The following is a 17,074-nucleotide window of genomic DNA, read 5'->3' as shown; positions in this document are numbered from 1 at the left end:
AGAACCATCAGCAGGACCATCATCGGAGTACCGCCCCGCGGAACGGGGCATGGGTCAGCACCGGAGTGTCGTCCGGAAACGGACACGGCGCCCCGGATGACATGACTGGTCGCGGCGACGGCGCCCGGCACGACGACATACATCATCGACGAGGACCTTCCTCGCACGACCCGGGCTCTTGGGGGTAGGAACGTGAATCCGACGCCTTCTACCGGCGGCGCGGAGAACTCCGACGGCATCTCGGGCGAAGCCACCCACCAGGGTGGCCCGCACGACGTCGTCCAGCTCACCCTGCCCGCCGCGAGCGCCTATCTGACCGTCCTGCGGACGGCCACGGCGTCCCTCGCGGCCCGCTTGGACTTCACTCTCGACGACATCGAGGATCTTCGTATCGCGGTGGACGAGGCCTGCGCACTGCTGCTCGTCTCCGCTGTTCCCGGTTCGTCGCTGGAATGCAGATTCGCCCTGGAACCTGGCGTTATGAAGGTCCTGGTCACAGTCGAAAGCCTGGACGGCGAGCCGCCGTCCAGGGAGACGTTCGCCTGGACGGTCCTGACCGCGCTGGCCGGTGACGTCTCCAGCTCGACGGGCCCGGGTTCCCGGGTCAGCATTGCCCTTCAGAAGCGTCGCGGCGTCCGGGCCGACCTGGGTGAGCCCCCGGCCGGGCACGTACGCGGCTCAGGCGCGGCCTCCGCAGCGGCCCTCGGCGACACGGTAGGCACGTTGTGACTTCAGCCGGCAGAACACCCACCACACCTCGATCAGCGCCCGCGGGCCACGCGGGCGGCCTCGATTCCGCGGGCGCGGGCGACCCCGTCACCGCGATCAGCCAGCGCAGCGCCGACGACGTCGCCGGCGTGACCGCGCTGTCCGGGGCGGGAACCGACCGCGGCGGCCTCGGCCACGCCGAGCCAACCGTCGGCCCACGCTCCGAGCGCGGGTCCGCGGCAGGCGGGCCACCCGCCTCGGAGGCGTCGACGGCCTCGGCCCTCGGCGAGCAGGCCCATCCGGACGACGCCGTCGACGCGGCCGGGCCAGCCGGCCCGGGCGGGTCGGACGAATCCGGTTCAGCCCGGTCGGATGCCGAACCGGGTTCGGACTCGGATTCGGATGGATCCGACAGCTCCGAGCGGTCCGGCAGCACCTCGCCGGACCGGGTCCGGGCCCGCCTCCTGTTCGCCCGCCTGGTCTCCCTGCCCGAGGGCGACCCCGAGCGGGCGGCGCTGCGCGACCAGCTCGTCCGCATGCACCTACCGCTGGTCGAATACCTCGCTCGTCGGTTCCGAAACCGCGGCGAGCCGCTCGACGACCTGGTGCAGGTCGCGACGATCGGCCTCATCAAGTCGGTGGACCGGTTCGATCCGGAGCGTGGCGTCGAGTTCTCGACCTACGCGACGCCGACGATCGTCGGTGAGATCAAGCGGCACTTCCGGGACAAGGGCTGGGCCATCCGGGTTCCGCGCCGGCTCCAGGAGCTGAAGCTCTCGCTGACGAAGGCGACCTCCGAGCTGTCCCAGTCGCTCGGCCGGTCGCCGACCGTCAGCGAGATCGCCCGCCATCTGGAGATGACCGAGGAGGAGGTGCTCGAGGGCCTGGAGTCCGCGAACGCCTACTCCGCGGTCTCGCTCGACGCACCGGACTCCGGCGACGACGAGGCCCCGGCTGTCGCCGACACCCTCGGGGTGCAGGACGAGTCCCTGGAGGGCGTGGAGTACCGCGAGTCCCTCAAGCCGCTCCTGGAGAAGCTGCCGCCGCGCGAGAAGCGCATCCTGCTGCTCCGCTTCTTCGGCAACATGACGCAGTCGCAGATCGCGAACGAGCTCGGGATCTCGCAGATGCACGTGTCCCGGCTGCTTGCCCGCACCCTGGCCCAGCTGCGCCGCGGGCTGCTGGAGGACGGCTGATCCGCAGCGCCGGCCGACCCCGGGCCCCGGGTCGGCTCAGGTCGACGTCCGCCTGGGCGCCCGCCGGCCACCATCCGGCGCATCGGCGGCCGGCTGATCGGCGTCATCGCCCGACCGGAAGTACCCGCCGCCAAGCCCCAGGGCGATGACGATGGTGATCGGCACCGCCACCAGCGGCACACCGTAGCCGTACAGGCCGCCCTGGAGCAGCCCCCAGGCAACAGGAAGACACAGGATCTGGGTCACGAGAGCCGGGGTCCGGAACCCCTCCCGCCCTCGGAACACTCCCCACGTGACGAGACCGAGGCAGGCCGCGCCCACCAGCGCCAGCAGCCCGCCGGTCTCCGCCCGCCCGACGTCGTCAATGTCGGACCCGAAGCCACGAACCACCAGCAGCACGCCGAGGCCGGCCAGAACCGCCGTCTCGATGCCTAGCAACGCCCCTGCCACGAGCACAGGCCGCGGCCTCGCGCGCGGCTCCGCCGCCGGCTCCGGCCCACGGCCGGACTCCCCCACGGCGCCACGGTTGGTACCCATCCGCCAAGATTACGTGCCGGACAGCGCCACACCCGGGCGCTGCGTCACGGCCGTCGGACGCACGGTGTGAGAGTTTTCCCTCCCCACTGCCCCGAATGTTTGCGCAGGCTACCGTATTCGTATGCACGGGCTGCTGGTCGTCAATCCGGTCGCGACCACGACTACCGAGCGGGTCCGAGACGTGCTCGCCACCGCTCTGACCGCGGACGTCGCCTTGGAGACGGTCGTCACCAAGGGGCGCGGCCACGGGGTGGAGCTCGGTGTCCACGCCCGTGAGCTGGGCGTCGACGTGGTGATCGTGCTCGGCGGTGACGGAACCGTCAACGAGGTCGTCAACGGCCTGGTCAGCAGCGGCCCGGCGAGCGACGGCCCCGCACTCGCCGTGGTGCCCGGCGGCAGCACCAACGTGTTCGCGCGCGCGCTCGGGTACTCCCCGTCGCCCGTCGAGGCGACCGGCGAGCTGCTCGCCGCGCTGCGCGAAGGCCGTTCCCGCGACGTCAGCGTCGGGCTGGCCCACTACGGCGACCAGCAGCGCTACTTCGCCTTCTGCCTGGGCATGGGCCTGGACGCCGATGTGGTGGCCGCGGTCGAACGCCGTCGCGAGAAGGGGCGCCGCAGCACGCCCGGGCTGTTCCTGCGCTGCGCACTCGCCGAGATGGTGAAGCGCACCGGGCGCTCCGGCCCGACCATCACGGTCACGGAGGCAGCCATCCCAGCCGACGGCGCCACACCGGCCGAGGGCGCCCCGGCGGCCGAGGGCACGGCGGACGACGCCGCTCCCGCCGAGGTGTCGCTGGCGATCGTGTGCAACACCCGGCCCTGGACCTACCTGAACAACCGGCCGGTAGCCGCGTGCCCCCAGGCGTCCTTCGACACCGGCCTGGACCTGGTGGGCCTGCGGCGGGCCCGGCTGACCAGCGTGGTGCGCACCGGCCTGCAGATGCTCGGCGACAATCCCGATCCGCACGGGCGCAACGTCTTCGGGCTCCATAACGCGTCGTCCATCACGCTGGACGCCGACCGCCCCGTCACGGTACAGATGGACGGTGAGGTACTCGGACTCTTCGAGTCCGTGGAGCTCGCCAACGAGGCGAGCGCGCTGCGGGTGATCGCCTGACGCGCGCTCAGCGCGCGCCCTTCCCCCGTCGGCCCCGCTGCCGTGGGGCCCACTGCCATCGGCTCCGTTGCCATCGGCTCGGTTGCCATCAGGCCCGCGACCATCAGGCCCACCGCCGGTCGGTTCTCCTCGCCCGAGCGCGCGGCGGATGGCGGTCGGGTCGTCGCAGATGATGGCGTCGACTCCGGCGTTCTGAAGCTCCAGCGCGGCCGCCGGGTCGGTGACCGTCCAGGTGACCAGCCGGATGCCGGCACGACGCGCCCGCGCCACGGCGTCCGGCGCACGGCGCACGGCGGACAGGTGCGCGTGCAGCTCCGTGTGGCCGGCCGCGCGGACGTAGGCGATCCCGCCACTGACCGACATGCGCGGCATTGTCAGAAACGCGGTCCCGACACCGATCCCGGCGTCCCGGACCGCCTCGATCGCGAACCAGTCGAAGGACGACACCGTGATCCCCGCCGCCGTGGCATCAGCGTGGCCGTCGCCCCTGGCGCGCAGGAGCTCGATCAGCGCCTGGGCCGTCCGCTCCCTCGGCGCGTCGAAGTCCGGCTGGCCCGGCTGGTTCTTGATCTCCAGAATGAGCCGCCCGCGGCCGCCCCAGGCGTCGAGCATCTCGGTGAGCGCGGGGATGCCCTGGCTGGCCAGCTCCCGCGTCGACCGGCGGATGACCGCACGCCCACCGAGGCCCCCCACACGCGGCAGCCGAGCGTCGTGCACGCACACCAGGTCACCGTCGGCGCTGCGGCGGACGTCCAGCTCGACTCCGTCCGCACCGGCTCGTAACGCGGCATCCACGGCCTCGACCGTGTTCTCCGGGCCGGGCGACCGGCTGCCACGATGCCCCAGAACCTCCATCGCTCCATCCTGCACGGAGGCACCCGCGATCGGTAGCCGGCGGCACGCCGGGCTGCCACGGCCCGCCTCAGGGCGCCGGTGAGCTCGATCTCAGTGGGCGCCGGCATCGTTCCCAGGAGTGGACGTGGTTCGAGGCGCAGACGCCTTGCACGGGCGGCCTATGCACAGCGAGAATCAACACCAAAGCGACAGCGTAGCACAGAATGACCAAGCGTCATGGTCCGGATTCACAAGATCAGCTAGCCTGGCAGCGACGCGCGGCGCCGAGTCACCCCACAACGGTCAGACATGATCCGGTAGGCCAAAAAGAGCTACAGGACAAGGGATTCTCTCCCCACGGCCAATCCTGGGTGAAGGGTCGGCTCAGCCGTGGTCCGCCCGTGTCCCTGGTGGACAGGTACCGGCCAGACCCGGTGTGAAGACGCATGCAGGTTCTTGCGCACCTGCCCGTTCCGGTGGGAGGGTGGCGAATGTCCGAGGTAGATGCACGTGCACCTGGGACCACGCGCATGCACTCGCACAAGCCCCGATCGTCACGCCCCAACCAGACATCCGAAATTTTCTTCCGGGACGCGACGCAACCAAGGCGGCTCACCGAGCGTCTGATGTGCAGTGTGGTCCGAGACGAGAGAGGGAGTAGTACGCATGGACTGGCGCCACCGCGCGCTCTGCCGTGACGAGGATCCCGAGCTCTTCTTCCCGATCGGTACGACCGGTCCGGCAGAACGCCAGGTCGAAGAAGCGAAGGCAGTCTGCAGGCGATGCGCAGTCACGAGTGACTGTCTCAACTGGGCTCTTGACACCGGGCAGGACTCCGGAGTCTGGGGCGGTCTCAGCGAGGATGAACGCCGGGCGCTCAAGCGCCAGGAACGCCTGCGAGTTCGCACCGCCTGAGCTCGGTAGCGCCCTGACCTGGGCGACACCGCGCCAGTCGGCGCCAGCACGGAACGCGCCTGCTTCGGGCAGGCCGACCACAACCAAACAATGATCTCTGACAGCCTCGACGTACACGGATGAGCTGGATCTCGCCCCCGGTGGGAGAGGTCGCCCGCGTCCGCTACCGAGGCGTGGTCCCCGCGCGCGCTCAGCGCGGGAGCCGCGAAGAGTAACACCATCGGCCGCTCTGTCCGCTGGTCCGCCGCAGTCGCCTGCACGGACACGGACGGAGCGGCCGAAAAATCTTTCTGGGCCACTTTCCCACCCGACGACCCCGCCGACGGAGACGACTCGACCAGCAGGCGTCGGCCGCGGACGGAGGTCACGGATCTGGGTGTACCCCGCCACGCAAGGCCCAAACACACGACTTCAAGAAAGTGGAATCGAAAGCAGCGCCTCGGTCCCCCGCTCCGGACCGGCCTGCAGCCGGATGGTTCCCCGCATCTCCCCGAGCACCAGCTGCCGCACGATCTGCAGCCCGAGCCGGGGCGAGTGCTCGAGCTGGAAGTCATCCGGCAGGCCCGCGCCGTCGTCGGCGATGACGATGTCGAGGCGGTCACCCTCACGCCGCACCCGGAGCTCGATCGCCCCCGAGGATCCGTCGAACGCATGTTCGACAGCATTCTGCAGAAGCTCCGAAAGCACAAGTGCCAACGGCGTGGCGAGTTCGCCGGGCAGCCGTCCGAACGACCCCGTCCGCCGCGTCGTAGCGCGTGTCCCGGTCGAGGCGAGGTCCACCGTCACCGAGGTGATCTGGTCCGCGATCTCGTCGAAGGGCACCGACTCGCCGAGGGTCTGGGAGAGCGTCTCGTGCACGACCGCGATCGAGGTGACCCGGCGCACGGACTCCCGCAGCGCGTCCCTGGCCTCGTCCGCCTTGGTACGCCGCATCTGCAGGCGCAGCAGCGCGGCCACCGTCTGCAGGTTGTTCTTGACCCGATGATGGATCTCGCGGATCGTCGCGTCCTTGCTCAGCAGCTGGGCCTCGCGGCGCCGCAGCTCCGAGACGTCCCGGACGAGGACCAGAACCTCCCGGATCGCGCCCGGGTACAGCGGGATCGCCCGCAGCAGCACCACCGTGCTGCCCACCTCCAGCTCGACCTCGACCGGCCGGCGCCGGCTGATCGCGTGCCACACCGCGGGTGTCGTCGCCGGCAGGTTCAGCGCCCGGTGCACGGTGCGCAGGTCCTCGCCGGTGACGTTCCCGGTGTAGCCGAGGCGTCGGTAGGCCGACAACGCGTTCGGGCTGGCGAAGATGACCTTGCCGGCGCCGTCCAGGCGCATCATCCCGTCGCCGACCCGCGGAGGCTCGGGCAGCTCCGCGGAGCCGCCCAGGAACGGGAACGCCCCCTCCGCGATCATCAGCGCCAGGTTGTTCGCCGCCTGCAGGTACGCGGACTCCAGCGCGCTCGGCGTGCGCGTCGTCGCGAGGTTGGTGTCGCGCGCCAGGACCGCGATCACCCGGTTGCCGTGCCGGACCGGAATCGCCTCGGTCCGAACCGGGACGCCACCGTCCCACTCGGGCTCGCCCTCCCGGGCGATGCGGTGCTCACGCCAGGCGTTCTGCACCACCCAGCGGTTGATGACGACGCTGCCCACCTCGTCGTTGTGGTACGCCGTCGGCCCGGTCGTCGGACGCACCTGGGCCACGACCTGGAACTCCATGCCACCGGCGTGACCCGCGCGTACCGAACCGGACCGTGCGGGCACGAGCAGTAGCAGGTCCGCGAAGGACAGGTCGGCCAGCAGCGCCCAGTCCGCGACGAGCGCGTGGAGATGGTCGATGTCGTCGTCGCTGAGATCGGTGCCCGCTCGCAGGGCGTCGGCCAGGGTTCCCACGGGACGCAGACTGCCAGACGCCCGCGGTGGCGTGCCGGGCGGCCGGGTCGGAATGCGTACGCTCGCCGACGTGATGCCCGAACACACCAGCTCCACGTCACCAGCCAGCCAGCCCGACGGACCCCCCGACGCCGATCCACTCGGCTGGCTGGCGGCGGCGGCACGGCAGCGATCCGAGGCCGGGCTGCACCGGGTCCTGCGCCCCCGGGCACCACGCCCGCGGCCGGGCGGCACTCCGGACGACACGCCGGGGGGCGCGGCGCCCGCGGCGCTGCCGGCGCAGGGCTCCCTGCAGCCTTGGACGGACGGCGACCTCCTGCTCGACCTGGCCGGCAACGACTACCTCGGGCTCGCCCGCCATCCCGCCGTTATCGAGGGTGGGATCGCGGCGTTGCGCGCGTTCGGCGCCGGGTCCACCGGCAGCCGCCTGGTGAGCGGCACCACGACGCTGCACGGCGATCTCGAGGCCGCGCTGGCCGAGCATCTCGGCTTCGCCTCGGCGCTGGTCTTCTCCTCCGGGTACGCCGCCAACCTCGCGATGATCACCGCGCTGACCGGCCCCGGCGACCTGGTGGTCTCGGACGAGCACAACCATGCCTCGCTGGTGGACGCCTGCCGGCTGTCCCGCGCCGACGTCGTGGTCACCCCGCACGCGGACGTGGAGGCGGTCGACAAGGCGCTCGCGACCGGCACCTGGCGGCGCGCGTTCGTCCTCAGCGACTCGGTCTTCTCCGCCGACGGCGACCTGGCTCCGCTGGCCGCCCTGCACGGAGTTGTCAGACGGCACGGCGCCGTGCTGCTCGTCGACGAGGCGCACGGGCTCGGAGTGGTGGGCGACGGCGGCCGGGGCGCCCTGGCCGCCGCCGGGCTTGCCGGCCAGCCCGACGTGATCGCCACCGTCACCCTCTCCAAGTCGCTGGGCAGCCAGGGTGGCGCCGTCCTCGGCCCGGCCGCGCTGCGCGACCACCTCATCGACACCGCCCGGACGTTCATCTTCGACACCGGCCTGGCGCCGGCCTGCGCGGGCTCGGCGCTCGCCGCGCTGCGGCTGCTGACCGAACGACCGCAGCTTCCGGAGCAGGTCCGGCGGCGCGCACACGAGATCGCGGCGGCGACGGGGGCTCCGGAACCGGCCGGAGCTGTGGTCTCCGTGGTGCTCGGCGACCCCGAACGGGCGGTCGGCGTCGCCGCGGCCTGCCGCGAGGCCGGCGTCGCCGTCGGGTGCTTCCGCCCGCCGACGGTCCCCGCCGGCACCAGCCGGCTGCGGGTCGCCGCCCGGGCCGATCTCACCGACGCCGACGTGGCCCGCGCGGTCGGGGTGATCACCGGATCGATCGCACGCTTCCCCGCACCATGAGTGTGATAATCGTCACAGGAACCGGGACCGAGGTGGGCAAGACCGTGGTGACGGCCGCGCTGGCGGCACTCGCCGCGGACCGCGGAACCACGGTGGCCGTCGTCAAACCGGCGCAGACCGGTGTCCGCGCCGACGAGCTCGGCGATGTGGATCTTGTCCGGGACCTGTCCGGGGTCGGGGACGTCCACGAGCTGGTGCGCTACGGCGACCCGCTGGCGCCGGTCAGCGCCGCGCGCCGGGCCGGCCGGCCCACCCTCGACCTCGCCACGGTGGCCGACACCGTCCACACGCTGCGGGCCGACCGCCGCCTCGTCCTCGTCGAGGGCGCCGGCGGCCTGCTGGTCCGCTACGACGAGGACGGCGCCACCGTCGCCGACCTCGCCCGCATGCTGAAGGCGCCCGTGCTCGTGGTGACCACCGCCGGGCTGGGCAGTCTCAACGCTACCGCGCTCACCCTGGAGGCCATGGCGCACCGCGGCCTCGACCTGGCCGGCGTCGTGATCGGCTCCTGGCCGGCGACGCCCGACCTGGCCGCCCGCAGCAACATCACCGACCTGGAGCTGCTGGCGGCGCGCCCGCTCGCCGGAGCCGTCCCGGCCGGCGCGGGCCTGCTCGACCCGCAGCGGTTCCTGAGCGTGGCGCGGGCCTCGCTCGAACCAGCGCTCGGCGGCGCCTTCGACGCCGCCGCGTTCCGGGCCCTGCACGCCGCATGACGGCACCGCGTGACGGCACCGGCAGACACACGTCACAACACCGGCACGATCAGCACGGATGACTGAACAATGGTGGCGGCACGGGCACCATGGCCCAGGCCGAAGCCTCCGCCTCCACACCCACCGGCAGCCACACCCGACTTTGCGATGGGGATCCCTGTGACCGCACCTGTGACCACGCCAGTGGAAACGTCCCCGGCCGTCGATGCTCCCGACGACGCACCCGACGACCTGCTCGCCCGCGCACGCGAACAGGTCCTCGAGGCCGGCCGAGGGCTCGCCGAGCAGGACGTGCTGGCGGTCCTCCGGCTGCCGGACGAATCCCTCAACGACCTGCTCGCGCTGGCCCACGAAGTCCGGCTGCGCTGGTGCGGCCCCGAGGTCGAGGTCGAGGGCATCATCAGCCTCAAGACCGGCGGCTGCCCCGAGGACTGCCACTTCTGCTCACAGTCCGGGCGCTTCGACTCGCCGGTGCGGTCGGCCTGGCTGGACATCCCCTCGCTCGTCGACGCCGCCAAGGCCACAGCCGCGACCGGTGCCACCGAGTTCTGCATCGTCGCCGCCGTCCGCGGGCCCGACGAGCGGCTGATGGCGCAGATCCGCGAAGGTGTGGCCGCGATCCGCGAAGCCGTCGACATCCACGTGGCCTGCTCGCTCGGCATGCTCACCCAGGAGCAGGTGGACGAACTCGCCGAGCTCGGCGTGCACCGCTACAACCACAACCTGGAAACAGCGCGCTCGTACTTCCCCCAGGTCGTGACGACCCACAGCTGGGAGGAGCGGTGGGAGACGTGTGAGCTCGTCCGCGCCGCCGGCATGGAGCTGTGCTGCGGGGCGATCATCGGGGTGGGCGAGTCGCTGGAGCAGCGCGCGGAGCTCGCCGCCCAGCTGGCGATGCTGGAGCCCGACGAGGTACCGCTGAACTTCCTGAACCCGCGACCGGGCACTCCCTTCGGAGACCTGCCGCCGGTCGACGCCCGCGACGCGCTGCGCACCATCGCCGCCTTCCGGCTCGCGCTGCCGCGCACGATCCTGCGCTACGCGGGAGGACGGGAGATCACCCTGGGCGATCTCGACGTACGGGGCATGCTCGGCGGCATCAACGCGGTGATCGTCGGGAACTACCTGACCACGCTGGGCAAGGACCCCGGCAGCGACCTGGAGATGCTCGCCGACCTGCGCATGCCGATCAAGTCGTTGCAGGCCACCCTGTAGCACGCCGAACACACGGGCCCGGGCCGGGCCGCCCGGCGCGCGGCGTGACGCCGCCGGCGTCGCGTCGCCGGCCCGGGCAGCCCGCCCGTCAGTTCGACACGGACGTCCCGTGCTCCGCGCACCGGGCGCTCCACCCCAGCGGGGTCACCTGGACGACCAGGCGGCGCCGGCAGGACTGGCAGTACCGCGGCGGTTCGAGCGCCCGGGCACGCGCGCAGGCCTCGTGGCTCCCGATGCTCGCAAGCTGGCCACAGCGGTCACAGAACGAGGCGTCCATAGGGCACCAGCGTAGGGCAGGGCCACCCGCTCGCGCCCTCCCCGGACGCCGCGCCGCACCTGGAGCGGGTCAGGACTCGCGGGTCAGGACTCCACGACGGCGATCAGGTCCCCGTCCTGCACGACATCGCCCTCGTTGACGGCGATGCTCGCGACCGTGCCACCCTCCTCGCTGATCACCGGGATCTCCATCTTCATGGAGTCGAGAATGACCAGCGCGTCACCGGCCGCGACGGAGTCACCGACTCCGACGACGACCTTCCAGACATTGGCAACCATCTCGGCACGGACTTCCTCAGCCATCAGGCTTCCCTTCCCTCGCCTCGACCGCGCTGCGGCGCTGCGGCGCTGCTGACATCAGCGTAGTGGTGACCTGGTGCCCTTCGGTCACCGCGCCACGAGTGGGCCATGGCGCGCCCCGGGGGCACCCGCGGACCCGCTCGGGCGTCGCGACGCGAGCGCCGCTCAGCGGCGTGTGGGACTCACCGTGTCTCCGCGGACAGGTCACACCGGCGGGCGGTGGTGTGCGCCCGGGCCACCACCGGCCACACTTACGGATGTGCTCGTACTCCTCCTACTGACCCTTCTGTGCGGGTTGGCCGTGGGTCTCGCGAGGGGCGGAACCCTGGACGCCCTCAGCCGCGTGTATGTCGCCCGGCCCCCGCTGTTCGTCGCAGCGGTGGCCGTCCTGGCGGTTGGCCGGCTCATAGGCCCACTGCACGGCCCCGCATGGATCCTCGCGTCGGCCAGCCTGGTGGTCTTCACCCTGACGAACCGCCGGCTTCCCGGGCTGGGGCTGCTCTGTGCCGGCGTGATCCTCAACGCTGTCGTGATCAACGCCAACGGCGGGGACATGCCGGTCTCGGCCTGGGCCGCGGACCGGGCGGGGGTGCCCATCGAGGAGGTCACGGCCTCGCATTTCCACACCGTGGCGGACTCGCAGACCTCGCTGCGCCTCCTCAGCGACATCCTGCCGCTGCCCATGCCCGGGTCCGCGGCGGTGGTGAGCTTCGGGGACGTCCTGATGGCCGCGGGGCTGGGCCTGTTCGGCGGCGTCGGCCCGGTGCGGGCACGCCGGACCCTGCAGTCGCGGATGGTCGCCGGCCTCGACCGGCCACGCAGAACGGCGAACGCGGACTCGGCGGAGCGCGGTACGCGGGCCGGCCGGGCCGGCCGGGCCGCGGCGGCGGGCCCCGGTCAGGGCACCATCGGCGACGGACCCGCGGAGGCCGGCGACGACCTCGCGGCGGCAGTCGCCGTCCGCACCGAGCCGGTCGGTGACCTCGCCGGGGATGACGGATTCCCGGAGGGCGACGACTTCGCCGAGGACGACAGCTTCGCCGAGGACGGCTGGACCGACAACGTGACCGCGGCGGGCGCGCCCGCGGCCCAGGCCGCCGGCGCCGCCGGAGCGGCCGAAGCCGCGGGGGCCGTCGAGGCCGCCGGGACCGACACGGCCACGGACCACGTCACCGGGAACGGCCCCCGTCACCCGGTCGACACCCCCTGATCGTCGACCGAACCGTCACGACGACGTACGCCGACGGGCTGGCAGTATGTGGCCGAAGGAATGAGAGGAGGGCGTCATGGCGAAGAAGAAGCGCAAGCGGCGCGCCAGGGCCAAGCACAAGGCCAACCACGGCAAGCGCCCGAACACCTGACAGGTGGTCCGGGTGGGCCGGCGGCGGGCGTTGACGCGTCTCTCACCGGGCCACCCGGGCCCTGGGCTTGCTAGACGCCGGCGGCGGTGGCCGTGCTGCCGAGCCGGCCCCGGATCCAGTCGATGGTGTGCCCGAGCCCGGCGTCCAGGCTGATCTGCGGGTGCCAGCCGATCGCCCGCTGGGCGAGGGCGACATCCAGCGCGATGCGCTGGAGCTCCCCGGGCCGCGGCGCGGCGAACTGCGGATCGTCCGGCACACCCACCAGACGCGCGACACGGCTGTGCAGGTCCCGCACCGTGGTCTCGACCGCCGTCCCGATGTTGAGCCGGAGGCCGTTGGCGGCCTCGGCCGGCACGCACCGGGCGAAGGCGTCCGCGACGTCCGCGACGTAGACGTAGTCCCGGCTGGTCGTGCCGTCACCGAAGATCTTGGTCGGGCGGCCCTCCAGCAGCGCGGTGCCGAAGATCGCGACCACGCCGGCCTCGCCGTGCGGATCCTGCCGCGGGCCGAAGACGTTGCCCAGCGCCAGCGCGGTGCTGGCCAGGCCGTAGGTCGCGCGGTAGACGTTGAGGTAGAGCTCGCCCGCGGCCTTGCCGGCCGCGTACGGCGATTCCGGGGACGGCGCGACGGCCTCGCTGACCGGCAGCACGGCCGGGGTGCCGTAGATCGACCCGCCCGACGACGTGTGGATCACCTTCGACGCACCCGCCAGTCGCGCCGCCTCCAGCACGTTGATCGTGCCCAGCACATTGAGGCGTGCGTCGCGCAGCGGATCGGCCACACTCACCCGGACGTCGATCTGCGCGGCGAGATGAGCCACGACATCCGGCCGCACCCGCGCGACGAAGTCGGTGAGGCCGGTGGCCGTGATATCGCCCTTCTCGAAGGAGAAACGGGCATCCGACCCCGCCTGCGCGAGATTTTCCATTCGCCCGGACGACAGGTCGTCAAGCCCGACGACCGAATGACCATCGGCAAGCATCCGGTCAACGACCGTGGAACCGATGAAACCGGCCGCGCCGGTCACGAGGATACGCACGCACAGAAGCCTAACCGCAGCGGCTGTGAGCCCGATAAGCACCGCACCTGAAAAGCACCGCTTCCGCGCTCACGGCCACCGCCGGCCTGCCGGCCGACCCGGCACCTGCTCGCCCCACTCCACGCCGGGGGTCGCCGGAGGTGTCGAGACACCCGGGCGCACCCGGGACGGCGCCGCACACGCAGCCGCCGCAGGCACCCCGCTCCAGACCCGCCGGCGGCTGCCCCCTACTCCGGCTGGAACTCGGCGGCTGCGTCGGTATCGGAGCGGGCCGCCCGCAGGCGCGCGAGCACGCTCAACCGCAGCGAATCCGGCGCCCGCTCACCGCCGCACTTGCGGGCGACAAGCATTTTCACCTCGTGTTCCACGCCGAACTCCCGCAGGCATGGCGAACACTCGTCGAGATGCGACCGGATGAGGTTCTGCTGTGAACCGTTGCACTCGCCGTCCAGGTAAAGAAAAACGGCGTCGAGCACCTTCCGGCAGTCAATGTTGTGGCTTGCTCCACAGCTCACGACCCACCGCCCTCGTTCTCGGCGGACCCGGCCGGAACAAGCCCGCGCTCCTGCGCGTACTGCTCCAGCGACTTCCGCAGACCACGCCGCCCACGGTGCAACCGGGACATGACCGTTCCGATCGGCGTGCCCATGATCTCAGCGATCTCCTTGTAGGAGAACCCTTCGACATCGGCCAGGTAGACCGCCATCCGGAAATCCTCGGGCAGGGCCTGGAGCGCCTCGGTGATGTCGCTGTCAGGCAGATGCTCCAGCGCCTCAGCCTCGGCGCTTTTGAGGCCGGTCGACGTGTGTGACTCGGCCTCGGCGAGCTGCCAGTCCTCGACCTGCTCGGTCGGACTCTGCAACGGCTGGCGCTGGCGCTTCCGGTAGGTGTTGATGAAGGTGTTCGTCAGGATGCGGTACAGCCAGGCCTTGAGGTTGGTGCCCTCCTGGAACTGGTGAAACGCCGCGAACGCCTTGACGAAGGTCTCCTGGACGAGATCCTCCGCGTCCGCGGGGTTGCGCGTCATCCGCAACGCGGCCGCGTAAAGCTGGTCGAGGAACGGCAGCGCATCCCGCTCAAAGCGAGCGCCGCGTGCCTCGGCTGTCTCGTCGCCGGTCTCGTCGACCAGGATCACTCCTTCACCGTGCCCGGTACCAGTCACCGGCCCACCGACGACTGCCCGGACCGCCCAACTCTCCGCGCCGGACGATACCCCTGCCACGGACCATGCGCGTGGCGGCGCCGCGGCGTTACCTCCGTGCCCCGGGCGCGGCGGACGACATTCCGTCGGCGGCGCAGCCGGAACAATGTGGTGGGACCTCATCGAACCTCCACGACGCGGCCACCGTGGGAGCCGCACCACCTCGGTGCCCCTCGCCCGGTGCCTGCCTCTTGCCCTTCCACTCCGGCAAACCAGCGAACGTCGGCCGCAATTCCCGGTTCCAGCGACGCGAACCTGGGTACCAGAGGTGGACGTGAGCACACATCCGGGGCGCGCCACGCTCTCCTGCGGTCCGCCACGGCCTTCGGCCCTTCCGGGGCCGCCTCAGCCCTCGGCACCGGTGCCAACGCCGGCGGCGCCGGCCAACTGCCCGAGCAGCCAGGACGAACCGAGATCCGCGGCCTCGTCGGCCACCTCGTCCACCGTCCTCGCGTCACGGACCCGAACCCGGAACGAGTGGTCGGCACCGGCCACGATCCGCACCTCGACCTGTCGGGACGGGTCGGCCGCCGGGGTGCCGAAGGCGTCACGTTCACCCTGGATCACCAGCACCGGCACACCGGCGTCGGCCAGCTCCGGCTCGCGCGAGGGCCGCCCACCCGGCGGCTGCAGCGGGAAGCCCAGCGCCAGCACCGCGCGGGCCCCGACCGTGCGGGCACAGCGGACCGCCACGCGGGACCCCATCGACGCGCCGGCGAGCCCGAGGAACGCCGGGGAGCCCAGGGCCGCCACCGCGGCCGTGAGGACCCCGTCCAGCCGGCTCGGGCGGTCCGGCGCGCGGCGACCGGCCACCCGGTAGGGCATCTCCAGCGTGGCGACCCGTGTTCCGGCCCCCGCCAGGCGGCCGGCGAGCGCGGTCAGCACCGGCGTGTCGGTGCCGCTGCCAGCACCGTGCAGCAGCACCACCGTCGCTCCGGGAGGTGCGGCGATACCCGCGAGCGGGGCGCTGGCCTGGGCAGACCCCGGACCCGCGTCCAGCGGAGCGGGAACTAGCCGCAGGCGTCCGCCGTCGACAGAGATGAGATCTCCGATCACCGCGAGCGCTCCACCGGGCTGGCGTCGGCCACCAGCCTGTCAGTCACCGGCCCGCCGGTCGTGGCCCGCGCCGGACGGGCCTTCGCGGCGAGCGGGGAAACGGCGAACAGGGGAACCGGAACGTGCACCAGCGGCACGCGGGTCTCCCTGTTGCCCGAACCGCTATGGAAGGACACTGCGTGGTCGGCCCGAACATCTGTCAGAATTTCACCTTGCGTGTGTGACATGCCTCGCATCATTGCCCCTCGAAGGGTAGGAACGGTCCATGCTGTCTGGCGCCGAAGCCGACGCTCACTCGTCCCGGGCGAACACGAACACGCTGGTCTGTGAGGCCCCGGCCAACAGTGACGACCCCTACTGGGCCTTCTACGAGGAAGTCGCCTCGGCCCAGCTGCGGGAATGGCTGCCCACCGGGCCGGTCCGCGTCCTCGACGTCTCCGGCCCGCGTGCCAGGTTCGCACGCCAGATGGCCGCCGCGGGTCACGAGGTGGTGCGGGTGGTCAGCAGCCTGACCATTGATGACGCACCGGGTGCGAGCGCCCCGGCGCCCGGCTCCGGCCGGCTGCAGCGGGTCGTCGGCGACGCGCGCTCGCTCGACTGGTTCCGGCCCGGGTCCTTCGACGCCGTCCTCGCCGAGGCACGCGCGCTGTCGTTCTGCCTGGCGACGGAGACGACCCTCGAGGAGATCTACCAGATGCTGCGGCCAGGTGGCCGTCTGCTGCTCTGTGTCGACTCGCTGCTGCTGGGCCTCGCCCGGCTCGCCGAGCAGCACCGGTGGGCAGAGCTGTCGGACGTGCCACGCGCGGACGTCGTCCTGGTTCCGGCCGAGGACGGCAGCATCACGCGCTGCTTCTGGCCCGAGGAGCTGCGTGCCCTGCTGACCAGTGCCGGGCTGGAGGTCGACTGGATCCGCCCGCGCACCGTGCTCTCGGCCGAGGCGGTCCGCCGGGCCGTCGCCGAGGACGTCTCATGCTTCCCCACCCTGGTCCGTACCGAGGTCGAACTGGCCGCCGAGCGCGAGGGGGAGTCGATCGGTATTCATCTGATCGCCTCGGCCCGCCGGCCTGACTGACGGCCGGAATCCGGCATGCTGGCACCGTGACCACCACCACCCGCGAGCAGCGCGAGCAACACGACCCGTGGCCGGCGCCGGTAGCGACCGGGCCGGTCAGAGCAACCGTCGCGGTACCCGGCTCCAAATCCGGCACCAACCGCGCGCTGGTCCTAGCCGCCCTCGCGGACGGGGTCTCCCGGCTGCGTGGTCCGCTCCGCTCACGGGACACGCTGCTGATGGCGGCCGCACTGCGCAATCTGGGCGCGCAGGTGACGGACGCGCCCGGCACCGCCACCGACCCCGGTCCGGGCGGC

19 protein-coding genes and 2 pseudogenes are annotated in these 17,074 nt (G+C 72.1%); 11 read left to right on the top strand and 10 right to left on the bottom strand.

Features of this window, described 5'->3' with window-relative positions; translation table 11 throughout:
* Window positions 1-192: 192 nt before the first annotated feature.
* Both FREUN1FDRAFT_RS09445 and FREUN1FDRAFT_RS41280 read left to right on the top strand, forming a co-directional pair.
* The gene (locus FREUN1FDRAFT_RS09445) at window positions 193-729 is read left to right on the top strand and encodes a hypothetical protein (protein WP_006539784.1); all 537 of its coding nucleotides are present in this window, start codon (window positions 193-195) and stop codon (window positions 727-729) included.
* Window positions 726-1,904: an RNA polymerase sigma factor SigF gene (locus tag FREUN1FDRAFT_RS41280; RefSeq protein WP_006539783.1), complete on the top strand. Its 1,179-nt coding sequence runs from the start codon at window positions 726-728 to the stop codon at window positions 1,902-1,904. The genes FREUN1FDRAFT_RS09445 and FREUN1FDRAFT_RS41280 overlap by 4 nt, the downstream gene beginning before the upstream one ends.
* Window positions 1,905-1,940: 36 nt before the next feature.
* Here the strand turns inward: FREUN1FDRAFT_RS41280 and FREUN1FDRAFT_RS09435 are convergent, their stop codons facing one another.
* Window positions 1,941-2,441 carry a hypothetical protein gene (locus FREUN1FDRAFT_RS09435; protein ID WP_050795795.1) on the bottom strand — a complete coding sequence of 167 codons (501 nt, stop codon included), beginning with the start codon at window positions 2,439-2,441 and terminating at the stop codon, window positions 1,941-1,943.
* A 121-nt stretch (window positions 2,442-2,562) separates the two neighbouring features.
* Here FREUN1FDRAFT_RS09435 and FREUN1FDRAFT_RS09430 point away from each other — a divergent pair, with 121 nt between their 5' ends.
* Window positions 2,563-3,558, top strand: a complete 996-nt coding sequence (locus FREUN1FDRAFT_RS09430; RefSeq protein WP_006539781.1) for a diacylglycerol kinase family protein — start codon at window positions 2,563-2,565, stop codon at window positions 3,556-3,558.
* 129 nt (window positions 3,559-3,687) lie between these two features.
* Here FREUN1FDRAFT_RS09430 and FREUN1FDRAFT_RS41275 read toward each other — a convergent pair.
* A pseudogene (locus tag FREUN1FDRAFT_RS41275) lies at window positions 3,688-4,413 on the bottom strand (glycerophosphodiester phosphodiesterase); the annotation flags it as partial.
* Between the two features lie 645 nt (window positions 4,414-5,058).
* On the opposite strand from FREUN1FDRAFT_RS41275, the gene FREUN1FDRAFT_RS09420 reads away from it, so the two are divergent.
* Window positions 5,059-5,307 carry a WhiB family transcriptional regulator gene (locus FREUN1FDRAFT_RS09420; protein WP_006539780.1) on the top strand — a complete coding sequence of 83 codons (249 nt, stop codon included), beginning with the start codon at window positions 5,059-5,061 and terminating at the stop codon, window positions 5,305-5,307.
* A 411-nt stretch (window positions 5,308-5,718) separates the two neighbouring features.
* On the opposite strand, the gene FREUN1FDRAFT_RS09415 is transcribed toward FREUN1FDRAFT_RS09420, so the two are convergent.
* Window positions 5,719-7,188: a sensor histidine kinase gene (locus FREUN1FDRAFT_RS09415; protein ID WP_006539779.1), complete on the bottom strand. Its 1,470-nt coding sequence runs from the start codon at window positions 7,186-7,188 to the stop codon at window positions 5,719-5,721.
* A 52-nt stretch (window positions 7,189-7,240) separates the two neighbouring features.
* Between FREUN1FDRAFT_RS09415 and FREUN1FDRAFT_RS09410 the strand changes: the two genes are divergently transcribed.
* The 3 genes from FREUN1FDRAFT_RS09410 (at window position 7,241) to bioB (ending at window position 10,473) form a co-directional block, all read left to right on the top strand.
* Window positions 7,241-8,545: an 8-amino-7-oxononanoate synthase gene (locus FREUN1FDRAFT_RS09410; RefSeq protein ID WP_006539778.1), complete on the top strand. Its 1,305-nt coding sequence runs from the start codon at window positions 7,241-7,243 to the stop codon at window positions 8,543-8,545.
* Window positions 8,542-9,258, top strand: a complete 717-nt coding sequence (bioD, locus tag FREUN1FDRAFT_RS09405) for a dethiobiotin synthase (RefSeq protein WP_006539777.1) — start codon at window positions 8,542-8,544, stop codon at window positions 9,256-9,258. Before FREUN1FDRAFT_RS09410 ends, bioD begins: the two co-directional genes overlap by 4 nt.
* A 147-nt stretch (window positions 9,259-9,405) precedes the next feature.
* A complete protein-coding gene (bioB, locus tag FREUN1FDRAFT_RS09400; RefSeq protein WP_006539776.1) occupies window positions 9,406-10,473 on the top strand; it encodes a biotin synthase BioB in 1,068 nt (355 codons plus the stop codon).
* An 88-nt stretch (window positions 10,474-10,561) separates the two neighbouring features.
* Here the strand turns inward: bioB and FREUN1FDRAFT_RS09395 are convergent, their stop codons facing one another.
* Complete coding sequence (locus FREUN1FDRAFT_RS09395; RefSeq protein WP_035951111.1) at window positions 10,562-10,750, bottom strand: hypothetical protein; 189 nt, start codon at window positions 10,748-10,750, stop codon at window positions 10,562-10,564.
* Window positions 10,751-10,833: 83 nt separating this feature from the next.
* On the bottom strand, window positions 10,834-11,052 hold the full coding sequence (locus tag FREUN1FDRAFT_RS09390) for a biotin/lipoyl-binding carrier protein (RefSeq protein ID WP_006539775.1): 219 nt from the start codon (window positions 11,050-11,052) through the stop codon (window positions 10,834-10,836).
* Between the two features lie 298 nt (window positions 11,053-11,350).
* On the opposite strand from FREUN1FDRAFT_RS09390, the gene FREUN1FDRAFT_RS45045 reads away from it, so the two are divergent.
* On the top strand, window positions 11,351-12,259 hold the full coding sequence (locus FREUN1FDRAFT_RS45045) for a DUF5317 domain-containing protein (RefSeq protein WP_232295123.1): 909 nt from the start codon (window positions 11,351-11,353) through the stop codon (window positions 12,257-12,259).
* Window positions 12,260-12,335: 76 nt separating this feature from the next.
* A complete protein-coding gene (locus FREUN1FDRAFT_RS47960; protein WP_369809780.1) occupies window positions 12,336-12,410 on the top strand; it encodes a 50S ribosomal protein bL37 in 75 nt (24 codons plus the stop codon).
* A 70-nt stretch (window positions 12,411-12,480) separates the two neighbouring features.
* Here the strand turns inward: FREUN1FDRAFT_RS47960 and FREUN1FDRAFT_RS09380 are convergent, their stop codons facing one another.
* The 5 genes from FREUN1FDRAFT_RS09380 to FREUN1FDRAFT_RS09360 form a co-directional block, all read right to left on the bottom strand.
* On the bottom strand, window positions 12,481-13,449 hold the full coding sequence (locus tag FREUN1FDRAFT_RS09380; RefSeq protein WP_006539773.1) for an NAD-dependent epimerase/dehydratase family protein: 969 nt from the start codon (window positions 13,447-13,449) through the stop codon (window positions 12,481-12,483).
* Window positions 13,450-13,676: 227 nt separating this feature from the next.
* The gene (gene rsrA / locus FREUN1FDRAFT_RS09375) at window positions 13,677-13,964 is read right to left on the bottom strand and encodes a mycothiol system anti-sigma-R factor (RefSeq protein WP_006539772.1); all 288 of its coding nucleotides are present in this window, start codon (window positions 13,962-13,964) and stop codon (window positions 13,677-13,679) included.
* Complete coding sequence (locus tag FREUN1FDRAFT_RS09370; protein WP_006539771.1) at window positions 13,961-14,773, bottom strand: sigma-70 family RNA polymerase sigma factor; 813 nt, start codon at window positions 14,771-14,773, stop codon at window positions 13,961-13,963. The genes rsrA and FREUN1FDRAFT_RS09370 overlap by 4 nt, the downstream gene beginning before the upstream one ends.
* Before the next feature lie 222 nt (window positions 14,774-14,995).
* Window positions 14,996-15,706, bottom strand: coding sequence for an alpha/beta family hydrolase (locus FREUN1FDRAFT_RS09365; RefSeq protein ID WP_006539770.1), 711 nt, complete (start codon window positions 15,704-15,706; stop codon window positions 14,996-14,998).
* On the bottom strand, window positions 15,703-15,843 hold the full coding sequence (locus FREUN1FDRAFT_RS09360; protein WP_157474547.1) for a hypothetical protein: 141 nt from the start codon (window positions 15,841-15,843) through the stop codon (window positions 15,703-15,705). Before FREUN1FDRAFT_RS09360 ends, FREUN1FDRAFT_RS09365 begins: the two co-directional genes overlap by 4 nt.
* A gap of 128 nt (window positions 15,844-15,971) precedes the next feature.
* Between FREUN1FDRAFT_RS09360 and FREUN1FDRAFT_RS09355 the strand changes: the two genes are divergently transcribed.
* Both FREUN1FDRAFT_RS09355 and FREUN1FDRAFT_RS09350 read left to right on the top strand, forming a co-directional pair.
* Window positions 15,972-16,778, top strand: a complete 807-nt coding sequence (locus FREUN1FDRAFT_RS09355) for a methyltransferase domain-containing protein (protein WP_006539768.1) — start codon at window positions 15,972-15,974, stop codon at window positions 16,776-16,778.
* Between the two features lie 26 nt (window positions 16,779-16,804).
* Window positions 16,805-17,074 (top strand): annotated as a pseudogene (locus FREUN1FDRAFT_RS09350) (3-phosphoshikimate 1-carboxyvinyltransferase); the annotation flags it as partial.

It is taken from the genome of Parafrankia sp. EUN1f, assembly GCF_000177675.1.
Lineage (GTDB): Bacteria > Actinomycetota > Actinomycetes > Frankiales > Frankiaceae > Parafrankia.
The sequence above is the reverse complement of the archived record's forward strand: the minus strand, read 5'-3'. Positions and strand labels throughout refer to the sequence as shown.

Bases quoted from the DNA above. Each gene is read 5' to 3' on its own strand.
- FREUN1FDRAFT_RS09435 (WP_050795795.1), bottom strand. From the start codon at position 2,441: ATGGGTACCAACCGTGGCGCCGTGGGGGAGTCCGGCCGTGGGCCGGAG.
- FREUN1FDRAFT_RS09430 (WP_006539781.1), top strand. From the start codon at position 2,563: ATGCACGGGCTGCTGGTCGTCAATCCGGTCGCGACCACGACTACCGAG.
- FREUN1FDRAFT_RS09420 (WP_006539780.1), top strand. From the start codon at position 5,059: ATGGACTGGCGCCACCGCGCGCTCTGCCGTGACGAGGATCCCGAGCTC.
- FREUN1FDRAFT_RS09410 (WP_006539778.1), top strand. From the start codon at position 7,241: ATGCGTACGCTCGCCGACGTGATGCCCGAACACACCAGCTCCACGTCA.
- bioD (WP_006539777.1), top strand. From the start codon at position 8,542: ATGAGTGTGATAATCGTCACAGGAACCGGGACCGAGGTGGGCAAGACC.
- bioB (WP_006539776.1), top strand. From the start codon at position 9,406: ATGGGGATCCCTGTGACCGCACCTGTGACCACGCCAGTGGAAACGTCC.
- FREUN1FDRAFT_RS09395 (WP_035951111.1), bottom strand. From the start codon at position 10,750: ATGGACGCCTCGTTCTGTGACCGCTGTGGCCAGCTTGCGAGCATCGGG.
- FREUN1FDRAFT_RS09390 (WP_006539775.1), bottom strand. From the start codon at position 11,052: ATGGCTGAGGAAGTCCGTGCCGAGATGGTTGCCAATGTCTGGAAGGTC.
- FREUN1FDRAFT_RS09370 (WP_006539771.1), bottom strand. From the start codon at position 14,773: ATGAGGTCCCACCACATTGTTCCGGCTGCGCCGCCGACGGAATGTCGT.
- FREUN1FDRAFT_RS09355 (WP_006539768.1), top strand. From the start codon at position 15,972: ATGCTGTCTGGCGCCGAAGCCGACGCTCACTCGTCCCGGGCGAACACG.